Source organism: Streptomyces sp. NPDC007991 (genome assembly GCF_042958445.1).
Classification (GTDB): Bacteria; Actinomycetota; Actinomycetes; order Streptomycetales; family Streptomycetaceae; genus Streptomyces.
Genome location: NZ_JBIBJD010000010.1, coordinates 230,164 through 253,858, shown reverse-complemented (window position 1 = coordinate 253,858; position 23,695 = coordinate 230,164). Strand labels below are relative to the sequence as shown.

Sequence of the window (23,695 nt, the reverse complement as noted above, 5' to 3'; positions counted from 1 at the left end):
GTCAGCCCTCCACCGGTGCAGCGGCGGCGGGGACTTCGCACTCGGCGACGATCTCCTGGTTGTCGATGAACTTCTCGATGCTCACCGCGCAGCAGCCGAGCTCGGCGCCCTGCAGGCGGCGGCGGAAGGACACCGTCTGGCCGGTGCGGCCGCACGGGCAGGGGGTGTGGTCGACCTCGCCGACGTCCTCGCTGAGGATGAACGCCGGGTAGCCGGTGGACAGCGCGTCCAGCAGAGCGATCACGCCGGTCTTGCCGGGCGCGAGTTCGACGTCGGTGTCCTCGACATCGCGGATGGAGATGTAGGACCACGGCGGCACGTGCTTGCGGTGGTGCTGGCACTCCATGGCCAGCATGTTGGACTCGATCATGCCGTACATGTCGCGGACCCGGTCCGCGGGAATGCCCAGGTACTTCTCGACCTTGGCGTTGAACTCCTCGCGGCTGATGGACTCGCCGGTGTACCGCTTCCATCCGCCCAGGGTGATCACGAGGGACTCGGGGTCGAGCTTGAGGGTGATGTCCTCCAGCTCCAGGTAGCGCAGGAGCCGGCCGACGAGGAACGGCGGGCCGATGATGTGGCGCGTCATCGACTCCTCCCACTTGTCCAGCTGGGCGAGGGCTTCCTCGGGATCGAAGGCGTAGTCGCGCACGATGTAGGCGTGGTCGTCCAGCAGGCCGTTGAGGACGTTGAACGCCTTGACCATGCCCATCTCCGGCGTCTCGGCGGTCGACGGGCACAGGAACAGGCCCGCCCCCTTACCCACCTGGAAGAACTCCCGGTACTGAGCGAAGATCGCGGTCATCACGCGGCTGACGGTCGTCACGTCGCGCCGGGCCACGCTCGGCACGCCTCCGGTGCCGGTGGAGCGAATCTCCAGCTCGACGTCGGTCAGCGGAGCGGTCATCAGAACGTGCGCGTCGGGCTGTTTGAACATGCGGACCGGCAGCAGCGGAACCCTGACCAGGTCAGCCAGGGTCTTGATGTCCTCCGCCTTCACACCGGCGGCCTCGCATTGGGCGCGGTAGAACGCGTTGCGCTCGGCATGCTCGGAGAACACCTCGCGGAGCGCGGTGGTGACGGATGCTTCCCACTCGCCCTCGGCCTGCCGGAAAGCGACATCCGGGCAGCCGAGCATGGCAGCGAGTTCCATGAATCCCCCTAGATTTGGGCAGCAAGAACTGCACAGCGCAGTCGGGCAGATGGCGTGAAAGCCCCGACCACGGCGCGACCTACTATTGCAGTAGTACTACGTGGATAGTCAAGGATCGGCCGATGTCCTATGCTTCTGGCCATGGCGAGACTGGGTGACCTCGAGCGAGCGGTACTGGACGCCCTGTGGCAGTCCGAGGAGCCGCAGACCGTACGCGAGGTGCATGAGGCGCTGACGGAACGGCAGCTGGCCTACACCACAGTCATGACGACGCTGCAGCGCCTGGCCCGCAAAGGTTTGGTCACCCAGGACACCCAGGCCAGGGCGCACCGGTTCAGCGCGGTCGCCACACGCGATGAGCTGTTCGCCGAGCTCATGACCGACGCCCTGGGGATCGCCGGCGACGAGCACGAGGCCATGCTCCGGTTCGTCGACGGCATCAGTCCTGAAGCGCGTGCGGCGCTGACCGAACGCCTTCAGCGGGAGGAGCGCAGCCCGCGGACATAGGGCACATCACGCGCGGCCGACCTGCACAGGCGCCGGGCAGCGGGCCGACTCCGGGGGGCGGAGTCGGCTGCGCGGACGAGAACAAGTGAACCAAAGTAACGGGGGGTTACGTGGATGCGCTGTGTTTCGTGCTGTTGTCTGTCCTGCTGTTGGCTGGGGTCTCAGCCGTCGTCACCCATGCCAAGTGGGCCTACCGGGCACCCTGCGCGGCGCTGGCCCTGTGGCTCGCAGGGTGCCTCGGTGCACTGACCGGTCTGATGTGCGCCACCTACGGGCTGGCCGTGCACTTCGAGGAGATCGCCCGGCACCGGACGCTACGGCTGCCGGCAGACCTGGCCTCCGTCGTGATCGCTTGGGCCTTCGTCGCCCGCGTGATCCACGCCTACACGCGGATACACCGCCAAGGCTCCCAGCGGCGTGAGCGGCATCTGACCCTGCTGTCACTCTTCGGCCGCGCGGACCAGAAGAAACGGGCGGTGATCCTGCCCAGCCGCCAGCCCCTCGCCTACAGCGTGCCAGGACCTGAGGGCGGCCACGCCGTCATCTCCGATGTGGTGCTGGCCGAGTTCAGCCGCGAGGAAGTCGATTCCGTCCTCGCTCACGAACAGGCCCACCTGCGCCAGCGCCACCATCTGCTGACCCAGCTCAGCGAGGCGTTCTGCACGGCCCTGCCCAAGCGGCTGTTCGCGGTCCGCTTCGCCGAACGCTTCCACGGGCTGATCGAGATGCGTGCCGACTGCGCGGCCCGCGTCAAGTGCGGCCGCCACGTCACAGCCAGCGCCCTGGCCCGCATGGCGTACGACAAGAGCCCGGAACCCGAGCCCGGCTCGCAGTGCCCGGTGGCCACCCGGCGCCGTCATCTGCTGAGCAACGCGCGATGTTGCAACTCCCTGACCGCATCCGCGGTCTTCTGCGTGGCCTGCGCCGTCGCCGTGGCGCCCGCCGTTCTGACGGCACTCGGCGTCCTGGCCGCAGCGTGTACCTGGATCTGCCGATGACCGCCCTCCGCACCTCATGCGAAGGGCCTTTTTGTTGACCGGAGAACGTCTTCGAGAAGGGATGCCATGGAAATGAGAGTCGAGGAGTCCATCGAGATCGAGGTGCCGCCGAGCGTGGTGTACGAGGCGGTGACGAACGTGGCCGACATGGGGCGCTGGAGCCCGGAGTGCACGGGCGGCGAGGTCAAGGGCGAGGACATCCTGGACCGTCAGGTCAAGCCGGGCATGCGGTTCACCGGCCACAATGCCTCCGCCAAGCGCCGCTGGTCGACCCACTGCACCGTCACCGCCGCCGAGCCGGGGCAGAAGTTCACCTTCCTGGCCAAGGCCGCCGGCTTGCGCATCTCCATCTGGAGCTACCGCTTCGAGCCTCTCAGCTACGGCCGGGCCACGAAGGTGACCGAGACCTGGATCGACGAGCGCGGCTGGTTCATGCGCTTCATCGGTCCCCGGGTCAGCGGCATCCACGACCGTGCCGCCTACAACCGCCAGTCGATGCGAACCACACTTGAGCGGTTGAAGGAGACGCTGGAAAAGGACCACCAGTCCGCCTGACGGCTGGCCTCAGCAGGCTCGGTGCGGCAGAGGCTGCTCGCCGACGGCCGCGAAGCGATCAGCGAGCCGGCTGCCGGGCCGGACGGGTAAGCCGCCGGCCCGGCAGCGGGTGGGCGTGGCACGGCACGGGGGAGAACCGCACCACGCCCTCCTGGCTCCTCCGGCACGGGCCGACGGAGCCAGGAGCCCTTTATGGTGCGGTGCTCTCCGCCTTCGCCTGCGCCTCGGCCGGTTCGGCCACCAGCGGCCTGGTTTCCCGTGCCGGGAGCAGCACGGCCACCACCACCGCGGTGACTGCGGCCAGTCCGGCGCAGATCCACGACACGGTCGACATGCCGGCCACGAAGGCTTCCCGAGCCGTGTCCGCGAGGGAACCCGCCTGGGCAGCGGGGAGCTTTTCGGCGACCTGGATGGCCCCGGCCACGTTGTCCCTGACCGCTTCCTGCGCCTGTGGTGGCAGCGCGGCGGGGATGTCGTCGTCGATGTTGTTGCGGTAGGCGGAGTTCAGCGAGCTGCCGAGGACGGCGACTCCGACCGACGCCCCGATCTGCCGCATGCTGTTGGCCAGCGCGGAGCCCGCGCCGACTTGGTCGGCCGGAAGAGAACTGAGGATCGCGTCCAGCGTGGTGGGCATTGTGAAGCCCAGGGCCAGGCCCATGACGGCCAGCGCAGTGCCCGTCACAGTGAAGTCCGTGTCGGCGTCCACCGTGGCCAGCAGCCCCAGCCCGGCCACCCACAGCACCATGCCCGCCGTAACGATGATCTTGGTGCCGATCTTGCCGACCAGCCGACCACCCACGCCCGCCCCGATGATCAGGGCGCCGATCATCGGCAGCAGGTGCAGCCCGGTGTCCATGGCGTCCTTGCCCTGCACCTGCTGCAGGAACTGCGGCACCACGAACAGCACGCCGAACAGGATGAACATCACCGCCGAGATCGCCACGCTGGACCAGGTGAAGCGGGCGTTGCGGAAGAACCCGAGGTCCACCAGCGGGCTGGAGGCCCGGCGCAGCCACACCAGCAGCAGCGCCAGCAGAACCAGGCCGCCGATCATGGTGACCAGGACGGTCGGGTCGGACCATCCGGCGTTAGGTACCTCGATGACGCCGTAGACGAACGCGGAGACACCCACCAGCGACAGCGCGGCGCCCATCAAGTCGAGCTTCTTCGCGTGCGGGTCGCGAGACTCTGGCACGAACAGGATGATCCCGAGGACGGCGACGATCACGACGGGAATGTTGATCAGGAAGATCGATCCCCACCAGAAGTTGCTCAGCAGCCAACCGCCCGCGAGCGGCCCGAGCGGCAGTCCCAGCGCGAAGCCGGCGGTGGCGATCGCCATCGCTTTCGACCGCTCTGAGGGCGGGAACAGCAGCGGCACCATCCCGAGAGCCAGCGGAGTGATCGCGGCAGCGCCCGCGCCCATGACCACCCGGGCGACGATGAGCCCGTCAGGGCTGTCGACCGCCATGACCATCGCCGAGCCCACGCCGAACAGCAGCAGACCGCCAATCAGGACAAGCCGACGTCCGATCCGGTCTCCCAGCACGCCGAGCGGCAGCAGCAGACCGGCGAAGGGAAGGGTGTAGCCGTCGGTGAACCACTGCAACTCGGTGGTGGTGGCCTCGAGTTCGGTGGCCAGCGTCGGCAGCGCGACCGTAAGGATCGTCGCGTCCAGGCCGACAATCATCAGGCCGAAGACGGGTGCGGCCAGAGCGAGCCAGCGGTTGCGTGCCAGCAGTGCTGGCTGATCAGTTGCGGTGGTGCCGGGCATTGCCATGGATGCTCCTCAGCAGGGCGCAAACACAAAGTCGATGAATGGGCCGGGCCGACTGCCCGGCCAGTGGGGCCACGGGCTGATCTGCCGTGGCCGACGTGCATACGGGTGCACGCGAAAGCCCCCTGAGCCGTTGCATGGCACTCAGGGGGCCGAGTCGAAAGTCCCCCTCATGAAGTTGTCAGACGCTGCCGTAAGCGGCAGCACCGTCAGGTCAGTTGCAGCAGGAGCACCCCGGGGCGCAGCCGCAGGCGTCCTCGCCCTTGTCCGGCTCTGCGCCTGCCTTGAGCGTGCTCAGACCGCTCGGTGCGCAGCAGCCGTCACCGCGCCATGCCTCCCGGCCCTCCTTGACCGCGATCGCGGCTATGACCAGGGCGGCGATGGGGTCGGCCCACGACCAGCCGAGAGTGGCGTTGAGGACCAGGCCCACCAGGAGCACGGCGGACAGGTAGGTGCACAGCAGGGTCTGCTTGGAGTCGGCGACTGCGGACGCGGAGCCGATCTCCCGTCCGGCGCGACGCTGAGCCGCGGACAGGAACGGCATGATCGCCAGAGACAGCGCGGCGAGCACGATGCCAGGGATGGAGCGTTCGGCCTCACCGCTGCCCGTCAGGGCGCGGATCGCGTCGAAGGTGACGTAGGCGGCGAGGGCGAAGAACGACACCGCGATGATGCGCAGGGTGGTCTTCTCACGTGCCTCTCGCACGGCGTGCTCGGCGGCGGAGAACTGCCAGGCGACCGCAGCGGCGGATGAGACCTCGATGATCGAGTCGAGACCGAAACCGATCAGCGCAGTGGAGGAAGCCAGCGTGCCCGCGGTGATCGCAACGATCGCCTCGACGACGTTGTAGGTGATCGTTGCGGCCACGAGGAGCCGTATTCGCTTCGCAAGGATTTCGCGGCGGTCCGGAGTGGGCTCGAGAGAAATCGCGGTCATCAGCAGCAGCCCTTCTCCTCCGCGTCCGGGCACGTACTGTCCTCGGCGACAGCCACAACGGCGGTGCGCAGATCGTCCAGCGCGTGGCCGAGACGAGGATCGGCCAGCTCGTAGCGGCTGCGGCGGCCGTCGGGCACGGCCACGACAAGGCCACAGTCACGCAGGCACGCCAGGTGGTTCGACAGTCGGGTACGGGAGATACCGAGGGCGTCGGCAAGATCGGACGGATAGGCCGGAGCAGCACGCAATGCAAGCAGCAGCCGGCAGCGGATCGGATCGGCGAGCGCACGACCGAACCGCGCCAGCACCTCAATGTCGGACGCGAGATTCAGCACAGCGGAGACGATACAGAAAAATCTGAATTCAGCAAAGTCTGAATCAAGTCGCGTTCACACGGTTGGGTCGCGCGATGGCACAAGCCGAGGCCACGTCTACCTGCCGACGCTCCGCCACCCCCTGCCGCACCACCTCGCCTTGCACAGCACGGTCGATTCATGGGCACGCTGTCAGCCTCGGGCGGGCGGAGGCCCTCCACTCAGGCATCATTCTGGCTGCCCTCTGTTTGGTGATCATGCCGATCTTGCCGTCCATCGCCACCCCCTTGATCGCCGCCGTCCGCGGGCAGGAGCGTGAGGCATGGGCGGTGACGCCTTCTGCGCGACACCCACCCGAGGGATGGGGTTTAGTCCCTGCGAGTTGGGTGGTTCTCAATCCACGCAAGTCCTCCAAGGTCCAGATGATGGCGGGCGCGCGTGACGGCTACATACGCGAGGCGCGCGTCGGTTGCATTCACGGGTTCCGGGACCGGGCAGCCCCGGTCGTCGAGGCGGTCGGTGTCTGGGGGCGGCGGAAAGTCATCGGCGATCTTGACCTTGAGCCATTCTCGGCCTTTGGCCGTGTGAGCGGTCGAGACCGTGACATCGGCCTGCCCCTCGTCGGCCAGCGCATCGACCGCAGCGATAATGGCCTGCGGGCCGTAGGTGTCGACGAGTTCCACGAACGGCTGCAGGTCACGACCTGCTGGATCACGTGCGTGGGCCGCCACCCCAGGAGGCGGCGGCCCACGCGAGGTGCTCGCTACCTCTGCTTGATCCGCAGGAACGTGACGGAGTTCGCCGGGAAGGTGTAGGTGAACTTCTGCGCCACCCCCCGGAACGTGGACGTCACCGGCGTCACCGGCGTGTCCGTCTCGGTGTTCACCGCGTCCTCGTCGGCGGCCAGCGTGGTCACGCGGGCGGTGGAGGCGACCTTCGCGCCACCCAGGTCGACGGCCGTACGGGCCTCGGCGGACTGGGCGTTGACGACCTTGACGATCAGGTCACCGGTCTTCGCGTCCTTGGTGACGACCTGGCGGAACGGCTCGGCCGGCTTGTCGTCCTTGAAGCTGCCCCACTCCTTGCCGTCCAGGAACAGGGTGACCTGACGGCCGCGCACCTTGATGTCGATGTCGTAGGCGCGGCCCGTCTCGACCGATCCGGCCTTCGTCATCAGCGTGCCCTTGCCGCCGTCCACGGCCTGCTCGATCGCGGACTGGGTGTTGTTCCAGCCGCCCAGGTTCCACCAGTAGTAGTTGCCGGTGTCCTTGACGCCGAAGGCGACGAGGAAGCCCTCCTTGCCGGACTTCTTGGTGGCCTTCACATGCAGGTCGTAGTCCTTCCAGGCCGGGTCGCCCGCCGTGACCATGGTGTTCTCGGCGGCCGTGTCGGTCTGGACGTACTGCCCGTCCTGGATGCTCCAGCTGCCGGCGCCGTTGTGCTTCCACTTCGAGGCGTCACCGGAGAAGTCGTCGCTGAGCAGCGTCGAGCCGTCCGCCGAGGTGACCCTCACGTCGTCGTACGCGGCGCTGGTCGCCCAGGTGGACAGGCCGACGGCACCGGTGATCGGGCCGCTGACGTTCGGCGTGGTCGTGGCCTTCGAGGGGACCACGCGGTCGCCGACGTTGGTCATGAACAGCTTCTGGACCTCGTAGTTGGCCGAGTTCCAGGAGGCCCGGTTGTTGAACCAGATCATGTCCGGCCGCCACTGGACGTAGTCCTCGTTGGCGAGCAGCGGGGCGTAGGAGGCGAGTTTGACGACGTCCGCGTTGCGCTCCAGGCCGGTCATGTAGGCGGCTTCGGAGAGGCCGTTCTTCCAGGCGTTGCCCTGGGAGGCGTACTCACCGAGGAAGACCTTGGGGCCCTTGCGGTCGTAGGAGTCGTAGCGGTCGTTGTTCTGCAGGAACCAGTTCGGGCTGTTGTAGTAGTGCTCGTCGACCATGTCGACGCCGTGCTCGCGGTTGAGCTGCCAGGCGGTGTCGAAGGTCGTGCCGGCGTCGTCCGGGCCCGAGTTGGAGATGACCGTGATGTCCGGGTACTTGGCCTCGATGGCGGCCCGGAACTGCTGGAAGCGGGCGAAGAACTCCTTCGGGAGGTTCTCCTCGTTGCCGACCTCCAGGTGGGTCAGGTGGAAGGGCTTGGGGTGGCCCATGCGCGCCCGGACCTTGCCCCATGTGGAGGTCGCGGGGCCGTTGGCGAACTCGATGAGGTCGAGGGTGTCCTGGATGTGCCGCTTGAGCAGGGCGTCGTCGTCGGTGGCCTTGTTCTGGCCGCAGCCGGTCACCAGGGCGGGGACGACGGGCAGCGGCATGGCGCCGATGTCCTCGGCGAAGCGGAAGTACTCGTAGTAGCCGAGGCCGTAGCTCTGGTTGTAGCCCCAGAAGTTGGCGTTGGTGGCGCGCTGCTCGACCGGGCCTATGGTGTCCTTCCACTGGAAGCTGCGCTTGCGCTGCCAGTTCGAGGCCTCGCTGTAGTCCTCCATGGAGCCGGTGTTGACCAGGCAGCCGCCGGGGAAGCGCACGAAGCCCGGCTTCAGGGCGGCGATCTTCTCGGCGAGGTCCTTGCGCAGGCCGTTCGGCTGGTTCTTGTAGGTGTCGCGCGGGAAGAGGGATATCTCGTCGAGCGCGGCGGCGTTCGACGAGGCCACGGCGAGGCGGCCGCGGTTGCTGGTGCGGCTCGCGGTGAAGGTGGCCCGGTACTTGGCCCAGCCGCCCTTGACGGCCACCTGCCGGGCGGTGGCCAGCGCGCCCGTCGCGTCCTTGAGGGAGACGGTGAGGGTGCTGCCGCTCTCGGCGCGGGCCCACACGGAGAAGTCGTACTTCTTGCCCTGCTCGACCCGGATGCCGGTGTTGTAGCCGGCGTTCGTCACCGAGGAACCGGCGCCCAGGGAGAGGTAGTTGCGGTTGCGCTCGTTGAGGCGGCCCGAGTCGTTCACGACCTCGGCCGTGCCGCCCACCGTCCAGGAGGTCAGGGGCGTGTAGGAGCCGTTGTCGGCGGTGGAGTACTCGAAGGAGCGGTTCTGCACGAGTTCGGCGTACAGACCGCCGTCGGCGGCCCGGTTGATGTCCTCGAAGAAGACGCCGTACATGGTGTCGTCGATCGCCGGGCCCTTGGCGGACGGGTCGACGGTGATCGCGTAGTCGGCGACGTCCTCGGCGTGCGCGGGGGCCGGTACGAGGGCTGCTGCCGTCAGGAGGGCGGTGGTCGTGAGACCGACTCTCCATCGGGTGCGGGCGGTGCGTGGCATGGATACTCCGCGGCTCTCTGGTAGAGGAGTGTTCGAAATATCAGACATTGATCAGCACTTCGAACGGCAAGATAGGGAGGGGGCTGATGCACGTCAATGGGTCGCGCAGCGACGGTTGTTACGGAGAGCGGGACGCAATGGGCGAGTTCTGGGCAGTTCCGGACGCACTGGCCTATCTGGCAGGGCACTGGCGCGTGGCCCGGTCGGTGCGGGATCTCGCGAGCGGCGAGCAGGGGGAGTTCGCCGGGACCACGGTGTTCACCGCAGAGGAGGACGGCGGGCTGCTGCACCACGAGTCCGGCAGCTTCGTCTGGCAGGGCGTCGCCCGGCCCGCCGAGCGGACGCTGCGGTTCCTGCCCGGCCCGGGCGGCACGGCGGACGTCCGGTTCGCGGACGGCCGTCCGTTCCACGACCTGGACCTGACGTCCGGACGGCACGTCGCCGACCACCCCTGCGCGGCGGACCTCTACCGCGGCGAGTTCACCGTCCACGACCCGGACCACTGGCGGACGGTGTGGCGCGTGCGCGGCCCGGCCAAGGATCTGGTGCTGCGCACGGACTACGCGCGCGACGGCTGAGCCGGCACTCCGTCGAAGCGCAGGTTCCAGCGCCCCGCCCGGCCCGTCACGGCGGTCGTCGACAGCGGGCGGACGTCGATGTTCCAGTACGTCGAGGGCGGTGCCTTCAGGGCGTACACCAAGGCGGCGCGGATCACGGACGGCTCGGCGACGGCCACGACCCGGCAGCCGTCCTCGACGGGCCGGGTGTCGAGCCAGCCGCCGACGCGGGTGATGAAGTCCACCAGCGACTCACCGCCGTGCGGTGTGGCGCGCGGATCGGCGAGCCAGGCGTCCACGGCCTCCGGTTCCCGGGCCATCGCCTCGCCCAGGGTCAGCCCGCGCCACCGGCCCATGTCGCAGTCCCGCAGGCCGAGTTGGACGAGCGGCGCGTACCCGAGCCCCTCCCCCGTCGCACGGCTGCGGGGGGTCGGCGAGCAGTAGCGCAGTTCGGCCGCGGCGAGCGGCAGCAGCTCGTGGGCGACGCGCTCCACCTCACCCCAGCCGGCCGGGTCCAGTGGCCGGTCGTCCTCGAAGCGCTCGGCGAGCAGCGGGGAGCTGCGGGCGGCGGCGACGAACGTGACCCGAAGTGGCATGCGGTGATGGTGGGTGCCGCAAGTGCGCAGGTCAAGAGCCGTTACCAGGGAGTTACCCAGGGTGCACCGGCCCTCACGGGCCGAAGATGAGCGCCATCCAGTGCTCGGGCCGCTCCAGCGCCGCGAACCCGAGCTTCTCGTAGACGCCGTGCGCGTCGTGCGTGGCGAGCAGGACCCGGCGCACCCCGTACGGCCGCACTTCCTCCCGTACGGCCGCCACGAGTGCGGTGCCGACGCCCTTGCCGCGCACCGACGGGTCGACGTACACGTCGCAGAGCCATGCGAAGGTCGCCCGGTCCGTGATGACCCGGGCGTACGCCACCTGCTCGCCCGACACCGTTTCGTACACCCCGAAGTTGAGCGACCCCTCGATCGCCCGGTCCTGCTTCTCGCGGGGGCGGCCCAGCGCCCAGTACGCGTCGGTGGACAGCCAGTGGTGGACCCGCTCGGCGTCGACGCGGGCGGGGTCGGTGGAGATCTCGTAGCCCTCGGGCAGGCTCGGCGTATCGGTCATGACGGGATGCTGGCAGGCCGGCGGCCGTGCGTCGAACGCTTATCCCAGCACCTCGTCGCAGGCCGTGCGCAGCCGCCGTACGCCCTCCGCGATCTCCCCGGTCCCCGCGACGGCCGCGAAGCTCAGCCGGATGTGGGCGGCCGGCGGCTCGGCGCTGAAGTAGGGGCGGCCGGGGGTGATCGCGACGCCCGCGCGCAGGGCGGCCGCCACGAGAGCCGATTCGTCCTGCCCGTCCGGCAGCCGCGGCCACAGGTGGTAGCCGCCGGACGGCACGTGCGCCAGGGCGAGTTCCGGCAGGCGCAGCGCGAGCGCGGCGGTCAGCGCGTCCCGGCGCGCCTTCAACTCGGCGGCCACCGCGCGCAGATGGCGCGGCCAGGCGGGCGAGCCGACGAGTTCGAGCGCCGCCTCCTGGAGGGGCCGGGGCACGAAGAAGGTGTCGACGACCTGGATCGCGCGCAACCGCTCCAGGACAGGGCCGCGCGCGGCCAGGGCGCTGACCCGGAAGCTCGGCGAGGTCGCCTTGGTCAGCGAGCAGACGTGGACGACGACACCGTCGGGGTCGTCGGCGGCCAGCGGGCGTGGCAGCGGTCCCGCGTCCTCGTGCACGAGCCGCCGTACGAAGTCGTCCTCGACGACGAACGCGCCCGCCTCACGGGCGATGCGCAGCACCTCCTGGCGCCGCTCGGGGGCGAGCACGGCACCGGTGGGGTTCTGGAAGAGCGGCTGGCAGACGAAGGCCGGGGCGCGGGTGGCCCGGAAGGCGTCGGCGAGCAGCGCCGGTCTCACCCCGTCCGGGTCGACCGGGACGGGCACCGGGCGCAGGCCCGCGGCACGGGCGATGGCGAGCATGCCCGGGTAGGTCGGCGACTCGACGAGGACGGGGGCGCCGGGCGGGGCGAGGGCGCGCAGGGCGGTGGTGAGCCCGGACTGTCCGCCCGCGGTGATCAGCACCTCGGCGGCCGTGAAGGATCCGCCGATGCCGCGCGCGAACCACTCGCGCAGCTCCGCCAGCCCCTCCATGGGCGGGCGACCCCAGGCTCCGGGGCGGCGTCCGGCGCGCGACAGGGCCGCGACCATCGCGCGCTCCGGCTGCAACGAGGGGTGCAGATAGCCGCCGTTGAACTCGATCACGCCGGGCGGCGGGGCGGCCAGCGAGACGAGGACCCCGGAGGCGTCCACCGAGCGCGGCACGAGATCGGCGGCACCCTCCGCGCTGAGCGCGACCTCCTGCCAGGAGGTGTCCCCGGCGGGGGCCGGTGCGGTCCTGGCCTGCGCGCGGAACGCGCCCGCGCCGGGCCGGGTGACGACCAGTCCCTCGGCGGCGAGCTGAGCCAGCGCCCGCGACACGGTCACGGGGCTGACCCGGAACCGCTCGACCAGGGCCCGGCTCGACGGCAGCTTTCCACCAGGCGAGTAGCGGTCGAGCTCCCGCCGCAGCTGTTCCGCCAGCTCACCGACGCTGCTACGCTCTTGCATGAGAGTACAGAGTAGCGCTACTACCGCTTCCCGGATAGCGGTCGCCGAGGAGCGGGAGCAGCGGCCCGGCCTCGGCACCCTCCAGGCCGCCCTGGGCGTCACCGCCTTCTCCCTCACCTTCCCGGCCACCGCCTGGGGGCTTGAGGGCTTCGGGCCCTGGTCGCTGGTCGCCGTCCGCAGCGTCCTGGCCGCCGTGATCGCGGGCGGTGCGTTGCTCGCTCTTCGCGTCCCGCTGCCCGCCCGTCGCCACTGGTCCGGGCTCGCGGTCGTGGCGGCCGGTGTGGTGCTCGGTTTCCCGCTGCTGACCACGCTCGCGCTGGAGACCTCGACCACCGCGCACGCCGCCGTCGTGGTCGGGCTGCTGCCGCTGACCACCGCGCTGCTGTCCGCCCTGCGCGTCGGCACCCGCCCCTCGCGCACGTTCTGGGCGGCGGCCCTCGCCGGCGCGGCGGCGGTGGCGGCCTTCACCGCGCAGCAGAGCGGCGGCGCCCTGAACAGGGCCGACCTGTACCTCTTCGCCGCGCTGCTGGTGTGCGCGGCCGGCTACACCGAGGGCGGCCGGCTCGCCCGGGTCATGCCGGGCTGGCATGTCATCGGCTGGGCGCTGGTGCTGTGCCTGCCGCTGACCGTGCCCGTCGCCGCGTTGGCCCTGGCGCAGGAACCGCTGCGGCTGACCGCGCACAGCGTCACCGGGCTGCTGTGGGTCGCGGCGGGCTCGCAGTTCCTCGGGCTGGTCGTCTGGTACCGGGGCATGGCGGCCGTCGGTATCCCCAAGGCCAGCCAGTTGCAGCTCGCCCAGCCCCTGCTCACACTGGTGTGGTCGGTGCTGCTGCTGGGCGAGCACCTGCCCGTGGCCGCCCCGCTGACAGCGGTGGCGGTGCTGGTCTGCATCGCCGTCACACAACGGGCGCGCGGCTGAGCCGGGCACCCGCGGCCCCTGCCGCGTGGCGCCCTGGGCCGTAGACTCGAAAGGCCACGGACCACCGCTGCTCCGCAGATCGCGAGGAGGCTCCAGATGCGCGCAACCGTGGGCGACCAGCTTGTCCAGCACGGCAGGGTGGTCGGTCAGCACGACAAGGTCGGCGAGATCGTCGAAGTGCTGGGCGAGGAGGGCAACCCCCCGTACCGCGTCCGGTTCGAGGACGGGCACGAGGGCGTGTGCTCGCCGGGACCCGACACCGAGATCCGGCACCGGGAGACCACCACCGGGCCGTGATTCAGCGCGGCGGCGGCGCCGGCTGCCCGTAGTGGTCGGCGACCACCCTCGCCATCGCCCCGATCCGATCGGCCGCCACGTCTTTGGCGGCGAAGAAGACGTGCCCGCGCACCTGCGCGTGGTCCCCGGCCAGCGTCAGGTGCCGGGACAGCTCGGCCGGGTCCTGCCAGGCCGCGGGCTGCGCCGGGTCACCGGCCTTGTACAGCGCCTCCCCCACGTAGAGCCGCGTCGAGCTGCCGCGTGCGACCTCCGCCCACCAGGGCAGCAGTTTCGCGTAGTCGGCGGCGGCGAAGCCGATGTTCCAGTACAGCTGCGGGACGATGTAGTCGATCCAGCCCTCGCGCACCCATGTGCGGGTGTCCGCGTACAGGTCGTCGTACGTCTGTACGCCCGCCCGGCTGTCCGAGCCGAGCGGGTCGGTGGCGGCGTTGCGCCACACGCCGAAGGGGCTGACGCCGAAGGGGGTGCCGGGCCGGACCCGCTTGACGCGCTGCGCCGTCTCCCGCACCAGCTTGTCGATATTGTCCCGCCGCCACGCCGCCCGGTCGGGGAAGCCGGCGCCGTACTCCTCGTAGGCCGCGTCGTCGTCGAAGCTCTGGCCCGCGACCGGGTACGGGTAGAAGTAGTCGTCGAAGTGGACGCCGTCCACGGCGTACTTCTCCACCGCGTCGAGCATCGCGTCCTGCACGAAGCTGCGGACCTCGGGCAGCCCGGGGTTGTAGTAGAGCTTCCCGCCGTACGTCACCACCCAGTCCGGGTTCTCACGGGCGGGGTGGCCGGCTGCCAGCCGGGTCGGGTCGGCGTGGGCGGCGACCCGGTACGGGTTGAACCAGGCGTGCAGCTTCAGTCCGCGGGCGTGGGCCTCCTGAACGGCCGTGCCCAGCGGGTCCCAGCCGGGGTCCTTGCCCTGGGTGCCGGTCAGGACGTGCGACCACGGCTCGTACGGCGAGGGCCACAGGGCGTCCGCCGCGGGCCGGACCTGGAAGACCACGGTGTTGAGCCGGTCGCGGACCGCCCTGTCGAGGTGGGTGATCAGCTCGGCCCGCTGCTGCGCGACGGTCAGCCCCGGCTTCGACGGCCAGTCGCGGTTGGCCACGGTGGCCAGCCACACGCCCCGCATCTCGGAGGCAGCCCGGTCGTCGCCCCGGCCGCCCCGCTGGGGCGCGGCCGACGCCGGAGGCACCATCGTGAAAGCCGACAGCGCCGCCACCGCGAACGCCCTGCGTGACACTCGTCCCATCCGCATGCCCCAAAAAGCCGCGGATCCGCCCGGTCGCGGATCGCTCCGCGACCAGCATGCCCGAAGCGGGCGCGACCCCCGCGATCGATCATCGATACTTGGGAGTAACGTGCACGAACGGAGCAGGCACCGGGACCCGGAGCACCTGCCCGGAAGTGGATCAGCGGCGAAAGGGACGATGTGACGGACACCCCAGCGGGAGACATTGCACGCGTCGGAGTCGTGGGCTGTGGTCAGATGGGCGCGGGGATCGCCGAGGTGTGCGCCCGGGCCGGTCTGGACGTCATGGTCGCCGAGACCACCGGCGAGGCCCTGGAGATCGGCCGGACCCGGCTGTTCAACTCCCTGGCCAAGGCAGCCGAGCGCGGCAAGATCACCGAGGAGGAGCTGGAGGCCACGCAAGCCCGTCTGAGCTTCACCACGGACCTCGGCGAGTTCGCCGACCGCGACCTGGTGATCGAGGCCGTCGTGGAGAACGAGCAGGTCAAGACCGAGATCTTCCAGGTGCTCGACCAGGTCGTGACCCGGCCCGACGCCATCCTGGCCTCCAACACCTCCTCCATCCCGCTGGTGAAGCTGGCGGTGGCGACCTCGCGGCCCGACCAGGTCATCGGCATCCACTTCTTCAACCCGGCCCCCGTGCAGAAGCTCGTCGAGCTGATCCCGGCCCTCACCACGTCCGAGGGCACGCTGAGCCGGGCCCAGCTGTTCACCGAGAAACTGCTGGGCAAGCACGCGATCCGCGCCCAGGACCGCTCCGGCTTCGTGGTCAACGCACTGCTGATCCCGTACCTGCTCTCCGCGATCCGGATGTTCGAGACGGGCATCGCCAGCCGCGAGGACATCGACAACGGCATGGAGATGGGCTGCGCCCACCCGATGGGCCCGCTGAAGCTCTCCGACCTCATCGGCCTGGACACGGTCGCCTCGGTGGCCCAGTCGATGTACGAGGAGTACAAGGAGCCGCTGTACGCCGCTCCGCCGCTGCTGCAGCGCATGGTCGACGCGGGCCGGCTGGGCCGCAAGACGGGGTCGGGCTTCTACACGTACGACTGACCCCGCGCACACCCCCCGCGGCTGATTACGGACGGTCATAATTCGGCCAACCGACGGGCCCGGCACCGGAACGGGTGCCGGGCCCGCGGCATTCACACACCGTGTGCGCGCCGGGCTCGCATATGCCCGTCGCACACTCTCCCCAGCCGCCCACCAGGCGAGTTGACTCCTCATGCGCATGCAAGGGATGTGCAACGACTACGGAAAGGAGCGGACTCGTGACCGTCGATCCCGAGCATCCGGTCGTCCATGGAGAACTCGCAGAGTTACGACGCCGCCTCGATGTGGCGTACGCCCGAGTCGAGGGCGGGCTGGCGCTGCTCAGCCACCGTACCGAGGAGACCGCCAAGGAACTCGACGAGCTCAACACCCGGATCAACTCACTGGAACACGCGCGCTGGCCGCTGCCCGCGGTCGCCGCCCTCACCGCCGTGGGTGCCCTCGTCGTGGCGATCTGGCAGGCACTGGGACGTTAGCTCAGGGCAAGGTGTCCTGCCCGAGCCTGAGATGGTGCAGCAGCAGTAACGCGGCCGCCATGTTGGCGGCCGGGACCTCCCCGCGGGCGACCATGTCGGGGACGAGCTTGAGGGGGACCCACTCCCGGCGGTCCGACTCGAAGTCGTCCACGGGGTGCCCGACGTACTCGCCCTCGTCGGCCCAGTACACGTGGTGCCGGGCGTCGGTGAGCCCGTTGGACGGCTCCACGCTCATGAGGTGGTGCAGGGGTCCCGGCCGCCAGCCGGTCTCCTCCTCCAGTTCCCTGGCGGCCGCGCGGGCGACCTCCTCGCCGTCCTCCACGACGCCCGCCGCGAGTTCCCAGCCCCAGCTGTCGGTGATGAAGCGGTGCCGCCAGAGCAGCAGCACCTCGTTGGCCTCGTTCACGACCGTGGCCACGGCCACGGGCCGCAGCCGTATGAGGAAGTGGTCGAGGTGCCGGCCGTCCGGCAGTTCGACATCCGCGAGATTGACGCTGAACCAGCGATTTGAGTACACAGTTTGTTCGTTGTGTTTCGTCCACTGCACGGTTCTGCCACCTTCCGTCGAGTAAGTGGCAATATCGCAGGAGGGACGTACGGACAGCAGGCGCACAGGACGTCGCTCGGGATGACGCGGGCGACGGCGCCCGGGGTCTACAACGGTACGCGCAGGGCCCCGTCGATGAGTTCGGCCGCCTCGGCCGTGCCGGCGCAGCCGCTGCGCACCAGGTGCTCCCGCACCGCGCGCAGCCGGTCGCGCAGCCGCTGGGACTCCATGCCGCGGGCCTGCTCGGCCATCTGCACGGCGATGGCCACGGCCTTGTCCGCGTTGCCCTGCCGCAGCTCGATCGTGCTCAGCATGGCCAGCCGGTGCACCCGGCCGCGGTCGTGCGCCGGGTTGTCGACCGCGGCCGCGGCGTGCTCCCCGGCGGCCGCGATCTCCCCGAGGCTCAGCAGCGCCTCCGCCACCTGGACGTTGACCAGCCCCGGCTGGACGTAACCGGTCTCGTCGGGCTCGTGGCCACGCCGGATACGGGCCGCTGCCTGCTCGGCCCGGCGGATGCAGGCCAGGGCGCTCGTGCCGTCGCCGAGATGCGCGTACGCCTTGGCCTGCATCGCGTACAGATCCGAGGCGAGAGCCGGGGTGATGCGCTTGCCGGCGGCCCGCAGCGCGGCCTCCGCGAAGGCGACGGCCTGCCGGTACTCCCGCATGAACAGCGACTGGTTGACCAGCAGGGCGATGACGTAGGCGCCGAGCCCCCGGTCCCCGCTGGCCTTGGCGAGCCGCAGCGCCTGGTGGAAGTAGCGCTGTGCGAGGCCGTGCGCGTCGGAGTCGTAGGCGCAGATCCCGGCGACGGCCACCAGTCCGCCGGTGGCGCGGTGAAGTTGACGGCCCGTCTCGTCGGTGTAGCTGCCGCGCAGCAGCGGCGCTGCCTCGGTGTTGAGGAAGCCGACGATGCGGGCCCGTGTCGCGATGCCCCCGGCCTTGCGGTACAGCTGCTCGTAGTGCGTGCGGGCGGCCCGCAGCATGTCGAGGTCGCCCGGGGTGACCCGGTGCCGGCCGCCGCGCGAGACGTCCACGTCCTCGGGCGGGTTCTCCCACTCCCACACCGGCATGACGGCGGGCGTGCCGGTGAGCGCGGGCGCGCCCAGGATGTGCGGGCGCTGCTGCTGGTCGGAGCGCCACAGGGCGGTGGCCCGTTCGACGAAGCCGGACAGCGAGCCGGTGTGCGCGGCGGACGGCTCTCCGGGCACACCCAGGCCGATGTCGTCGAGGGTCACCTGCCGCCGCAAGCGGGCGGCGAGCACCTCGCAGATCAGGTCGGGCACCTGCCCGCGGGGACGCTGCCCCTTCAACCACCGGGCGACGGCGGTGTGTTCGTACCTCAGGGACAGACCACGCGCCCGTCCCGCCTGGTTGACGTGTGCGGCCAGCCCCGCGTGCGAGATCCCGGCCTCGTCCAGGATCGCGTCGAGCAGAGTGTTGGGCTGCATGTGGGCCCCCGTAGGCTCGGTGCGGCCAGATTAGTGGCTCCGCCTTCACACGGGGTGTGAACGGAGTGCTCGAATCCGCACTGTGTGCGCACTGTCGCGGAGAGTCGTCAGCCGGTTGACTGAAATGCCTCGCAAGAGGCCGGCCGGGCCGCCGGCTCCCCCTCGTACAGTGCGGCGGCCCGCTTCCGCCGTCCGCCCGGCCGCCTGCCCGACACTCCGTGGCGGGGCGGACGGCTCCGCCGGGGGGTTCATCGCCGTGGTGTGCAGGGTGCGTTGCCGGCTGCTGGTGCGTCGTGGCCGGTCGCGCAGTTCCCCGCACCCCTGAGTGACGTGCACCCGCTCCTCGTGAGGATCATCAGGGCGATGTCGTCCGCCGGTCCGCCCCGCGTGTGGTGCAGAAGGTCATGCGACATCCTGCTCAGGATCGTCTGCGAGGAGAACGGCGCGTCCCGGGTTGCCCGCGCCAGAGCATGCGGCAACGGAAAGAACCGGCCACGGGCATCCCTCGCGTCCTGCGCACCGTCCGTGAAGAGGAACAGGGCGTCACCGTGCTCCAGATACCCCAGCCCTACGGGGGACAGGTCGGCCGGAAGCGGGAACACGCCCAGGGGCGGGTGCGGATCGGCCGGGGCGAGCTGGTCGACGTCGGTGCCGCTCAGCCGGTACGGCCACGGGTGCCCGCAGTTCAGGGCGATCATCTCCCCGTCGGCCCGGATCTCCACGAGCAGCAGCGTCACGAACTCCTCGGCGGCGCCCGCCGGTTGTTCCTGGCGCAGATGCCGGTCCAGCGCGCGTTCCAGCCGGTGCAGCACACCGCCGAGATCCTTCTCGTCGTGCACGGCCTCACGGAAACAGCCGAGCACGGCGGCGACGGTCCCGAACGTCCCGGTCCCGTGCCCGCGGACGTCACCCATCACGGCCCGTACGCCGTACTCGGTGGCGATCACCTCGTACAGGTCACCGCCGATGGCCGCTCCCCGTTCCGAGGGCAACTGGGCGGCGGCGACGTCCAGTCCGTCCACACACGAGGGCAGCGGTCTCACCAGCGCGTTCTGCGCGGCGCCCGCGACGCGGCGCACTCGCCGCAGTTCGCGCAGCAGCGTCTGCCGCACATGGAGGATCAGCCCGGTGCCGACCGCGAAGAACACGGTACTGGTGACGATCCGCGCTTCGAGGCCGGACTCCTGGGCGAGCGGACAGGCCAGCTTGTATGTGACGGCCGCCGCGCCCCACGCGATCGGCAGACCGAGAGTTCGCACCCGACCCCTGATGCGGATCATGCCGATGGCCCCCCAAATAGGCCCTGACACAGAATCGGACCGGCCCGTATGAGGCCGGTCCGATTCTGTCGACAGCCCGCCCCGAAGGGCAGGCTTACCTACCTTTACCACTCAAACGAGTGAGGCGGCGCTAACTCCGCAGCTCAGCCCCCACACGCTCACCGGCAAGGGCCACCGCCGCGTCCCGAGCCGCGGAAGCCTCATCCACGGTCAGCGTCCGGTCAGGGGCCCGGAACCGCAGCGCGTACGCCAGCGACTTGCGCCCCTCCCCCAGCTGCTCGGCGTTCTCGTACACGTCGAACAGGCGGATCGACTCCAGCAGTTCCCCGGCCCCCTCGCGCAGGGCCTGCTCGACCTCCGCCGCCGGAACGACCGCGTCGACGACCAGGGCGACATCCTGCGTGGCGACGGGGAACGTGGAGATCCGCGGCGCCCGCGCCGTGGCGTCACCCGCCGACTCCACCGCGTCCAGGTCGATCTCCATCGCGCAGGTGCGCGCGGGCAGACCCAGCGCCTTCACGACCCGCGGATGCAGTTCACCGGCATGCCCCACGACCCGCTCGGCACCGTCCACGGTGACGGCCAGTTCGGCGCACCGCCCCGGGTGCCACGGCCCGTACTGCCCCTTGCGGATGATCAGCTCGGCACCGGCCTCGCGGGCGACGGACCGCGCCGCCTGAACCGCGTCGGCCCAGTCGGCCGGACGGCCCTTGCCCCACCAGCCTGCCTGCTCGCGCGCGCCGGCGAGGACGACGGCGGCGTACCGCGGCTGCTCGGGCAGCGCAGCGTTCAGCTCGGCGAGCTCCTCGTCGGTAGGGCGCCGGTCGACGGGCAGCACGGCGGCGATCCGCTGCTCCTCGCGCGGCCGGAAGACCAGGCCGGTCTCGAACAAGGCGAGGTCGTGCGAGCCACGGCCGTCGTTACGCCGCAGAGCGGTGAGCAGACCCGGCAGCAGCGTCGTGCGCAGCGCGGGCTCCTCGTCGCTCAGCGGGTTGCTGAGCTTCACGACGCGGCGGGCCGGGTCGTCCGCTTCGAGGCCGAGCTGGTCGAAGACCTGCTCGCCGATGAACGGGTAGTTCAGCGCCTCGACGTAGCCGGCACCGGCCAGGGCCCGGCCGACGCGGCGGTGCAGCCGCTGCCGGCTGGTCAGGCCGAGACCGGCCGGCGGCTTGGGCAGTGTGGAAGGCAGGTTCTCGTAGCCCTCCAGGCGGATGACCTCTTCGGCCAGGTCGTTCGGGTCCGTGAGGTCGGGCCGCCAGGACGGCACGGTGACGATCAGCTCGTCCTGCCCGTACACGTCGCAGCCGATCTCCTGGAGCCGCCGTACGACGGTCTCGCGGCCGTAGGCGACGCCCGCGACCTTGTCCGGGTGGTCGGCCGGGATCGTGATGGTGCGGGGCGCGGTCGGGGCGAGGACCTCGGTGACGCCGGCCTCGGCGGTGCCGCCCGCGAGGAGGACCAGCAGGTCCACCGTGCGCTGCGCGGCGGCAGCGGCGGCCTGCGGGTCGACGCCGCGCTCGAAGCGCCGGGACGCCTCGGAGGACAGCTTGTGGCGGCGGGCCGTGCGCGCGATCGACACCGCGTCGAAGTGGGCGGCCTCGATGACGACGTCCGCCGTGGCGTTCTCGGTGTCGTCGTGGTCGGCGATCTCCGTGTTGGCGCCGCCCATGACGCCGGCGAGCCCGATGGGACCGCGGTCGTCGGTGATCACCAGGTCCTCGGCGTCCAGCGTGCGCTCGACGCCGTCGAGGGTGGTGAGCTTCTCGCCCGGCTCGGCCCGGCGCACGCCGATCGTGCCCTGGACCAGGCCGCGGTCGTAGGCGTGCAGCGGCTGGCCGAGCTCCGTCATCACGTAGTTGGTGACGTCGACGGCGAGCGAGATCGGGCGCATGCCGACCTTCTGCAGCCGGCGCTGGAGCCAGATCGGGGAGCGGGCCTCGGCGCTGAGGCCGGTCACCGTGCGGGCCGTGAAGCGGTCGCAGCCGATCGGGTCGGAGATCCGCACCGGGTAGCCGTACGCGTTCGGGCCGGGCACGTCGAGCAAAGCCGGGTCGCGCAGCGGCAGGCCGTAGGCGATCGCGGTCTCGCGGGCGACGCCGCGCATCGACAGGCAGTAGCCGCGGTCGGGCGTGACGGCGATGTCGAGGACCTCGTCGACCAGCTCCAGCAGCTCGATCGCGTCCTTGCCGACCTCGGTCTCCGGGGGCAGCACGATGATGCCCTTGGTGCCGTCGTCGCCCATGTTCAGCTCGTCGCTGGAGCAGATCATGCCGCGGGACATCTTGCCGTAGGTCTTGCGCTCGGCGATCTGGAAGTCACCGGGCAGGACGGCGCCGGGCAGGGCCACGACGACCTTGTCGCCGACGGCGAAGTTCCGGGCGCCGCAGACGATCTCCTGCGGCTCACCTGTTCCGTTGGCCTGGCCGACGTCGACGGTGCAGAAGCGGATCGGCTTCTTGAACTCCGTCAGCTCCTCGATGGTGGCGACCTGGCCGACGACCAGGGGCCCCTTGAGGTCGGCGCCGAGCTGCTCGACGGTCTCGACCTCCAGACCGGCCGAAATGAGCTTGGCCTGGACGTCGCGGCCGGTCTCGGTGGCCGGCAGGTCGACGTACTCCCGCAGCCAAGAAAGCGGGACCCGCATCAGATCTCCATCCCGAACGGCCGGGTGAACCGGACGTCACCCTCGACCATGTCTCGCATGTCCTCGACGTTGTGGCGGAACATCAGCATCCGCTCGATGCCGAACCCGAAGGCGAACCCGCTGTACTTCTCGGGGTCGACGCCGCAGGCGGTGAGCACCCGGGGGTTGACCATGCCGCAGCCGCCGAGCTCGATCCAGCCCTCGGAGGAGCAGGTGCGGCAGGGCCGGTCGGGGTTGCCGATGGACTCGCCCTTGCAGACGTAGCAGAGCATGTCCATCTCGGCGCTCGGCTCGGTGAAGGGGAAGTAGTTCGGCCGCAGCCGCGTCTTCATGTCCGCGCCGAACAGGGACTGGACCATGTGGTCCAGGGTGCCCTTGAGGTCCGCCATGGTCAGGCCCTCGTCGATCGCGAGCAGCTCGATCTGGTGGAAGACGGGGGTGTGCGTGGCGTCCAGCTCGTCCGTGCGGAACACCCGGCCGGGGCAGACGATGTAGACCGGCAGCTCACGGTCGAGCAGGGCGCGGGCCTGCACCGGGGAGGTGTGCGTGCGCAGGACGACGCCTGAGCCGGACTCCTCGGTGCCCTCGGGGCCCCGCACGAAGAACGTGTCCTGCATCTGCCGGGCCGGGTGGTCGGGCAGGAAGTTCAGGGCGTCGAAGTTGAACCACTCCGCCTCGGCCTCCGGACCTTCGGCGATCTCGTAGCCCATGGCCACGAAGACGTCCGCGACCCGCTCCATCATCGTGGTGAGCGGATGCCGGGCGCCGGCCGGTACGCGGTCGTAGGGCAGTGTGACATCCACCGCCTCCTCGACCAGTACGCGGGCGTCCCGCTCGGCTTCCAGCTCGGCCTGGCGGGCGGCGAGGCCCTTGTTCACGGCGCCGCGGGCCTGCCCGACGCGCTTGCCGGCGTCGGCCTTGGCGTGCGGGGGCAGGGCGCCGATCTCGCGGTTGGCGAGGGCCAGCGGAGAGGCGGGGCCGGTGTGGGCGACCTTGGCCTCGTGGAGCGCGTCGAGGGAGTCCGCGGCGGCGAAGGCGGCGAGCGCCTCGTCCCGCATGCGCTCGATCTCTTCCGGTTTCAACGCCTCGACCTCTACAGGGTCGTACGACTTATTCGGTGCCGACATCTCTTCCCGTGCTTCCGATTGCTGGCTGGA

At 70.5% G+C, this 23,695-nt stretch carries 22 protein-coding genes and 1 pseudogene; 8 read left to right on the top strand and 15 right to left on the bottom strand.

All coding sequences use genetic code 11. From position 1 onward, the window contains the following. Position 1 precedes the first annotated feature (1 nt). On the bottom strand, positions 2–1,153 hold the full coding sequence (locus ACFZDA_RS28630) for a hypothetical protein (protein ID WP_391086917.1): 1,152 nt from the start codon (positions 1,151–1,153) through the stop codon (positions 2–4). Positions 1,154–1,294: 141 nt separating this feature from the next. Here ACFZDA_RS28630 and ACFZDA_RS28625 point away from each other — a divergent pair, with 141 nt between their 5' ends. The 3 genes from ACFZDA_RS28625 (at position 1,295) to ACFZDA_RS28615 (ending at position 3,213) form a co-directional block, all read left to right on the top strand. Further along, positions 1,295–1,660: a BlaI/MecI/CopY family transcriptional regulator gene (locus ACFZDA_RS28625; protein ID WP_391086914.1), complete on the top strand. Its 366-nt coding sequence runs from the start codon at positions 1,295–1,297 to the stop codon at positions 1,658–1,660. A gap of 128 nt (positions 1,661–1,788) precedes the next feature. After that, on the top strand, positions 1,789–2,658 hold the full coding sequence (locus tag ACFZDA_RS28620; RefSeq protein WP_391086910.1) for a M48 family metalloprotease: 870 nt from the start codon (positions 1,789–1,791) through the stop codon (positions 2,656–2,658). A 66-nt stretch (positions 2,659–2,724) separates the two neighbouring features. Beyond that, complete coding sequence (locus ACFZDA_RS28615) at positions 2,725–3,213, top strand: SRPBCC family protein (RefSeq protein ID WP_391086907.1); 489 nt, start codon at positions 2,725–2,727, stop codon at positions 3,211–3,213. Positions 3,214–3,403: 190 nt separating this feature from the next. Here ACFZDA_RS28615 and ACFZDA_RS28610 read toward each other — a convergent pair whose 3' ends face one another. The 5 genes and pseudogenes from ACFZDA_RS28610 to ACFZDA_RS28590 form a co-directional block, all read right to left on the bottom strand. Continuing rightward, positions 3,404–4,987: a DHA2 family efflux MFS transporter permease subunit gene (locus tag ACFZDA_RS28610; protein WP_391086904.1), complete on the bottom strand. Its 1,584-nt coding sequence runs from the start codon at positions 4,985–4,987 to the stop codon at positions 3,404–3,406. A 217-nt stretch (positions 4,988–5,204) separates the two neighbouring features. Next, positions 5,205–5,927, bottom strand: coding sequence for a cation transporter (locus ACFZDA_RS28605; RefSeq protein ID WP_391086901.1), 723 nt, complete (start codon positions 5,925–5,927; stop codon positions 5,205–5,207). Beyond that, complete coding sequence (locus ACFZDA_RS28600) at positions 5,927–6,262, bottom strand: metalloregulator ArsR/SmtB family transcription factor (RefSeq protein ID WP_391086898.1); 336 nt, start codon at positions 6,260–6,262, stop codon at positions 5,927–5,929. The genes ACFZDA_RS28605 and ACFZDA_RS28600 overlap by 1 nt, the downstream gene beginning before the upstream one ends. A gap of 347 nt (positions 6,263–6,609) precedes the next feature. Then, a pseudogene (locus ACFZDA_RS28595) lies at positions 6,610–6,954 on the bottom strand (3'-5' exonuclease); the annotation flags it as partial. A 50-nt stretch (positions 6,955–7,004) separates the two neighbouring features. Beyond that, on the bottom strand, positions 7,005–9,488 hold the full coding sequence (locus ACFZDA_RS28590) for an alpha-L-arabinofuranosidase C-terminal domain-containing protein (RefSeq protein WP_391086895.1): 2,484 nt from the start codon (positions 9,486–9,488) through the stop codon (positions 7,005–7,007). Positions 9,489–9,625: 137 nt separating this feature from the next. Between ACFZDA_RS28590 and ACFZDA_RS28585 the strand changes: the two genes are divergently transcribed. After that, positions 9,626–10,066, top strand: a complete 441-nt coding sequence (locus ACFZDA_RS28585) for a DUF6314 family protein (protein ID WP_391086893.1) — start codon at positions 9,626–9,628, stop codon at positions 10,064–10,066. On the opposite strand, the gene ACFZDA_RS28580 is transcribed toward ACFZDA_RS28585, so the two are convergent. The 3 genes from ACFZDA_RS28580 to ACFZDA_RS28570 all read right to left on the bottom strand — a co-directional run bounded on the left by ACFZDA_RS28580 (position 10,048) and on the right by ACFZDA_RS28570 (position 12,631). Further along, complete coding sequence (locus ACFZDA_RS28580; protein WP_391086890.1) at positions 10,048–10,641, bottom strand: histidine phosphatase family protein; 594 nt, start codon at positions 10,639–10,641, stop codon at positions 10,048–10,050. The two genes, ACFZDA_RS28585 and ACFZDA_RS28580, sit on opposite strands and share 19 nt — an antisense overlap. A gap of 73 nt (positions 10,642–10,714) precedes the next feature. After that, complete coding sequence (locus ACFZDA_RS28575) at positions 10,715–11,155, bottom strand: GNAT family N-acetyltransferase (protein ID WP_391086887.1); 441 nt, start codon at positions 11,153–11,155, stop codon at positions 10,715–10,717. A 39-nt stretch (positions 11,156–11,194) separates the two neighbouring features. Beyond that, a complete protein-coding gene (locus ACFZDA_RS28570; protein ID WP_391086884.1) occupies positions 11,195–12,631 on the bottom strand; it encodes an aminotransferase class I/II-fold pyridoxal phosphate-dependent enzyme in 1,437 nt (478 codons plus the stop codon). Between ACFZDA_RS28570 and ACFZDA_RS28565 the strand changes: the two genes are divergently transcribed. Next, complete coding sequence (locus ACFZDA_RS28565) at positions 12,630–13,550, top strand: EamA family transporter (RefSeq protein ID WP_391086881.1); 921 nt, start codon at positions 12,630–12,632, stop codon at positions 13,548–13,550. The two genes, ACFZDA_RS28570 and ACFZDA_RS28565, sit on opposite strands and share 2 nt — an antisense overlap. A gap of 96 nt (positions 13,551–13,646) precedes the next feature. Next, positions 13,647–13,847 (top strand): DUF1918 domain-containing protein, encoded by a 201-nt coding sequence (locus ACFZDA_RS28560; RefSeq protein WP_031114695.1) that lies wholly within the window; start codon positions 13,647–13,649, stop codon positions 13,845–13,847. 1 nt (position 13,848) lies between these two features. On the opposite strand, the gene ACFZDA_RS28555 is transcribed toward ACFZDA_RS28560, so the two are convergent. Continuing rightward, positions 13,849–15,087 (bottom strand): family 10 glycosylhydrolase, encoded by a 1,239-nt coding sequence (locus ACFZDA_RS28555; protein ID WP_391086878.1) that lies wholly within the window; start codon positions 15,085–15,087, stop codon positions 13,849–13,851. A gap of 180 nt (positions 15,088–15,267) precedes the next feature. Here ACFZDA_RS28555 and ACFZDA_RS28550 point away from each other — a divergent pair, with 180 nt between their 5' ends. Together ACFZDA_RS28550 and ACFZDA_RS28545 are read left to right on the top strand one after the other, a co-directional pair. Further along, positions 15,268–16,143: a 3-hydroxybutyryl-CoA dehydrogenase gene (locus tag ACFZDA_RS28550; RefSeq protein WP_391086875.1), complete on the top strand. Its 876-nt coding sequence runs from the start codon at positions 15,268–15,270 to the stop codon at positions 16,141–16,143. A 218-nt stretch (positions 16,144–16,361) separates the two neighbouring features. Continuing rightward, positions 16,362–16,619: a hypothetical protein gene (locus ACFZDA_RS28545; RefSeq protein WP_010045250.1), complete on the top strand. Its 258-nt coding sequence runs from the start codon at positions 16,362–16,364 to the stop codon at positions 16,617–16,619. Position 16,620: 1 nt separating this feature from the next. Here the strand turns inward: ACFZDA_RS28545 and ACFZDA_RS28540 are convergent, their stop codons facing one another. The 5 genes from ACFZDA_RS28540 to pheS all read right to left on the bottom strand — a co-directional run bounded on the left by ACFZDA_RS28540 (position 16,621) and on the right by pheS (position 23,665). Then, positions 16,621–17,166, bottom strand: coding sequence for an NUDIX domain-containing protein (locus tag ACFZDA_RS28540; protein WP_391086871.1), 546 nt, complete (start codon positions 17,164–17,166; stop codon positions 16,621–16,623). 107 nt (positions 17,167–17,273) lie between these two features. After that, positions 17,274–18,614, bottom strand: a complete 1,341-nt coding sequence (locus ACFZDA_RS28535; RefSeq protein ID WP_391086868.1) for a transcriptional regulator — start codon at positions 18,612–18,614, stop codon at positions 17,274–17,276. A gap of 248 nt (positions 18,615–18,862) precedes the next feature. Next, positions 18,863–19,873, bottom strand: coding sequence for a SpoIIE family protein phosphatase (locus ACFZDA_RS28530; RefSeq protein ID WP_391086865.1), 1,011 nt, complete (start codon positions 19,871–19,873; stop codon positions 18,863–18,865). Between the two features lie 151 nt (positions 19,874–20,024). Further along, positions 20,025–22,538 carry a phenylalanine--tRNA ligase subunit beta gene (pheT, locus tag ACFZDA_RS28525; protein WP_391086862.1) on the bottom strand — a complete coding sequence of 838 codons (2,514 nt, stop codon included), beginning with the start codon at positions 22,536–22,538 and terminating at the stop codon, positions 20,025–20,027. Next, positions 22,538–23,665 (bottom strand): phenylalanine--tRNA ligase subunit alpha, encoded by a 1,128-nt coding sequence (pheS, locus tag ACFZDA_RS28520; protein ID WP_391086859.1) that lies wholly within the window; start codon positions 23,663–23,665, stop codon positions 22,538–22,540. Before pheS ends, pheT begins: the two co-directional genes overlap by 1 nt. Between the last annotated feature and the right edge of the window lie 30 nt (positions 23,666–23,695).

Coding starts and splice junctions, on each gene's coding strand:
- ACFZDA_RS28605 (WP_391086901.1), bottom strand. CDS start 5,927: ATGACCGCGATTTCTCTCGAGCCCACTCCGGACCGCCGCGAAATCCTT.
- ACFZDA_RS28580 (WP_391086890.1), bottom strand. CDS start 10,641: ATGCCACTTCGGGTCACGTTCGTCGCCGCCGCCCGCAGCTCCCCGCTG.
- ACFZDA_RS28575 (WP_391086887.1), bottom strand. CDS start 11,155: ATGACCGATACGCCGAGCCTGCCCGAGGGCTACGAGATCTCCACCGAC.
- ACFZDA_RS28535 (WP_391086868.1), bottom strand. CDS start 18,614: ATGCAGCCCAACACTCTGCTCGACGCGATCCTGGACGAGGCCGGGATC.
- pheS (WP_391086859.1), bottom strand. CDS start 23,665: ATGTCGGCACCGAATAAGTCGTACGACCCTGTAGAGGTCGAGGCGTTG.
- ACFZDA_RS28610 (WP_391086904.1), bottom strand. CDS start 4,987: ATGCCCGGCACCACCGCAACTGATCAGCCAGCACTGCTGGCACGCAAC.
- ACFZDA_RS28560 (WP_031114695.1), top strand. CDS start 13,647: ATGCGCGCAACCGTGGGCGACCAGCTTGTCCAGCACGGCAGGGTGGTC.
- pheT (WP_391086862.1), bottom strand. CDS start 22,538: ATGCGGGTCCCGCTTTCTTGGCTGCGGGAGTACGTCGACCTGCCGGCC.
- ACFZDA_RS28590 (WP_391086895.1), bottom strand. CDS start 9,488: ATGCCACGCACCGCCCGCACCCGATGGAGAGTCGGTCTCACGACCACC.
- ACFZDA_RS28570 (WP_391086884.1), bottom strand. CDS start 12,631: ATGCAAGAGCGTAGCAGCGTCGGTGAGCTGGCGGAACAGCTGCGGCGG.
- ACFZDA_RS28615 (WP_391086907.1), top strand. CDS start 2,725: ATGGAAATGAGAGTCGAGGAGTCCATCGAGATCGAGGTGCCGCCGAGC.
- ACFZDA_RS28585 (WP_391086893.1), top strand. CDS start 9,626: ATGGGCGAGTTCTGGGCAGTTCCGGACGCACTGGCCTATCTGGCAGGG.
- ACFZDA_RS28565 (WP_391086881.1), top strand. CDS start 12,630: ATGAGAGTACAGAGTAGCGCTACTACCGCTTCCCGGATAGCGGTCGCC.
- ACFZDA_RS28625 (WP_391086914.1), top strand. CDS start 1,295: ATGGCGAGACTGGGTGACCTCGAGCGAGCGGTACTGGACGCCCTGTGG.
- ACFZDA_RS28555 (WP_391086878.1), bottom strand. CDS start 15,087: ATGGGACGAGTGTCACGCAGGGCGTTCGCGGTGGCGGCGCTGTCGGCT.
- ACFZDA_RS28630 (WP_391086917.1), bottom strand. CDS start 1,153: ATGGAACTCGCTGCCATGCTCGGCTGCCCGGATGTCGCTTTCCGGCAG.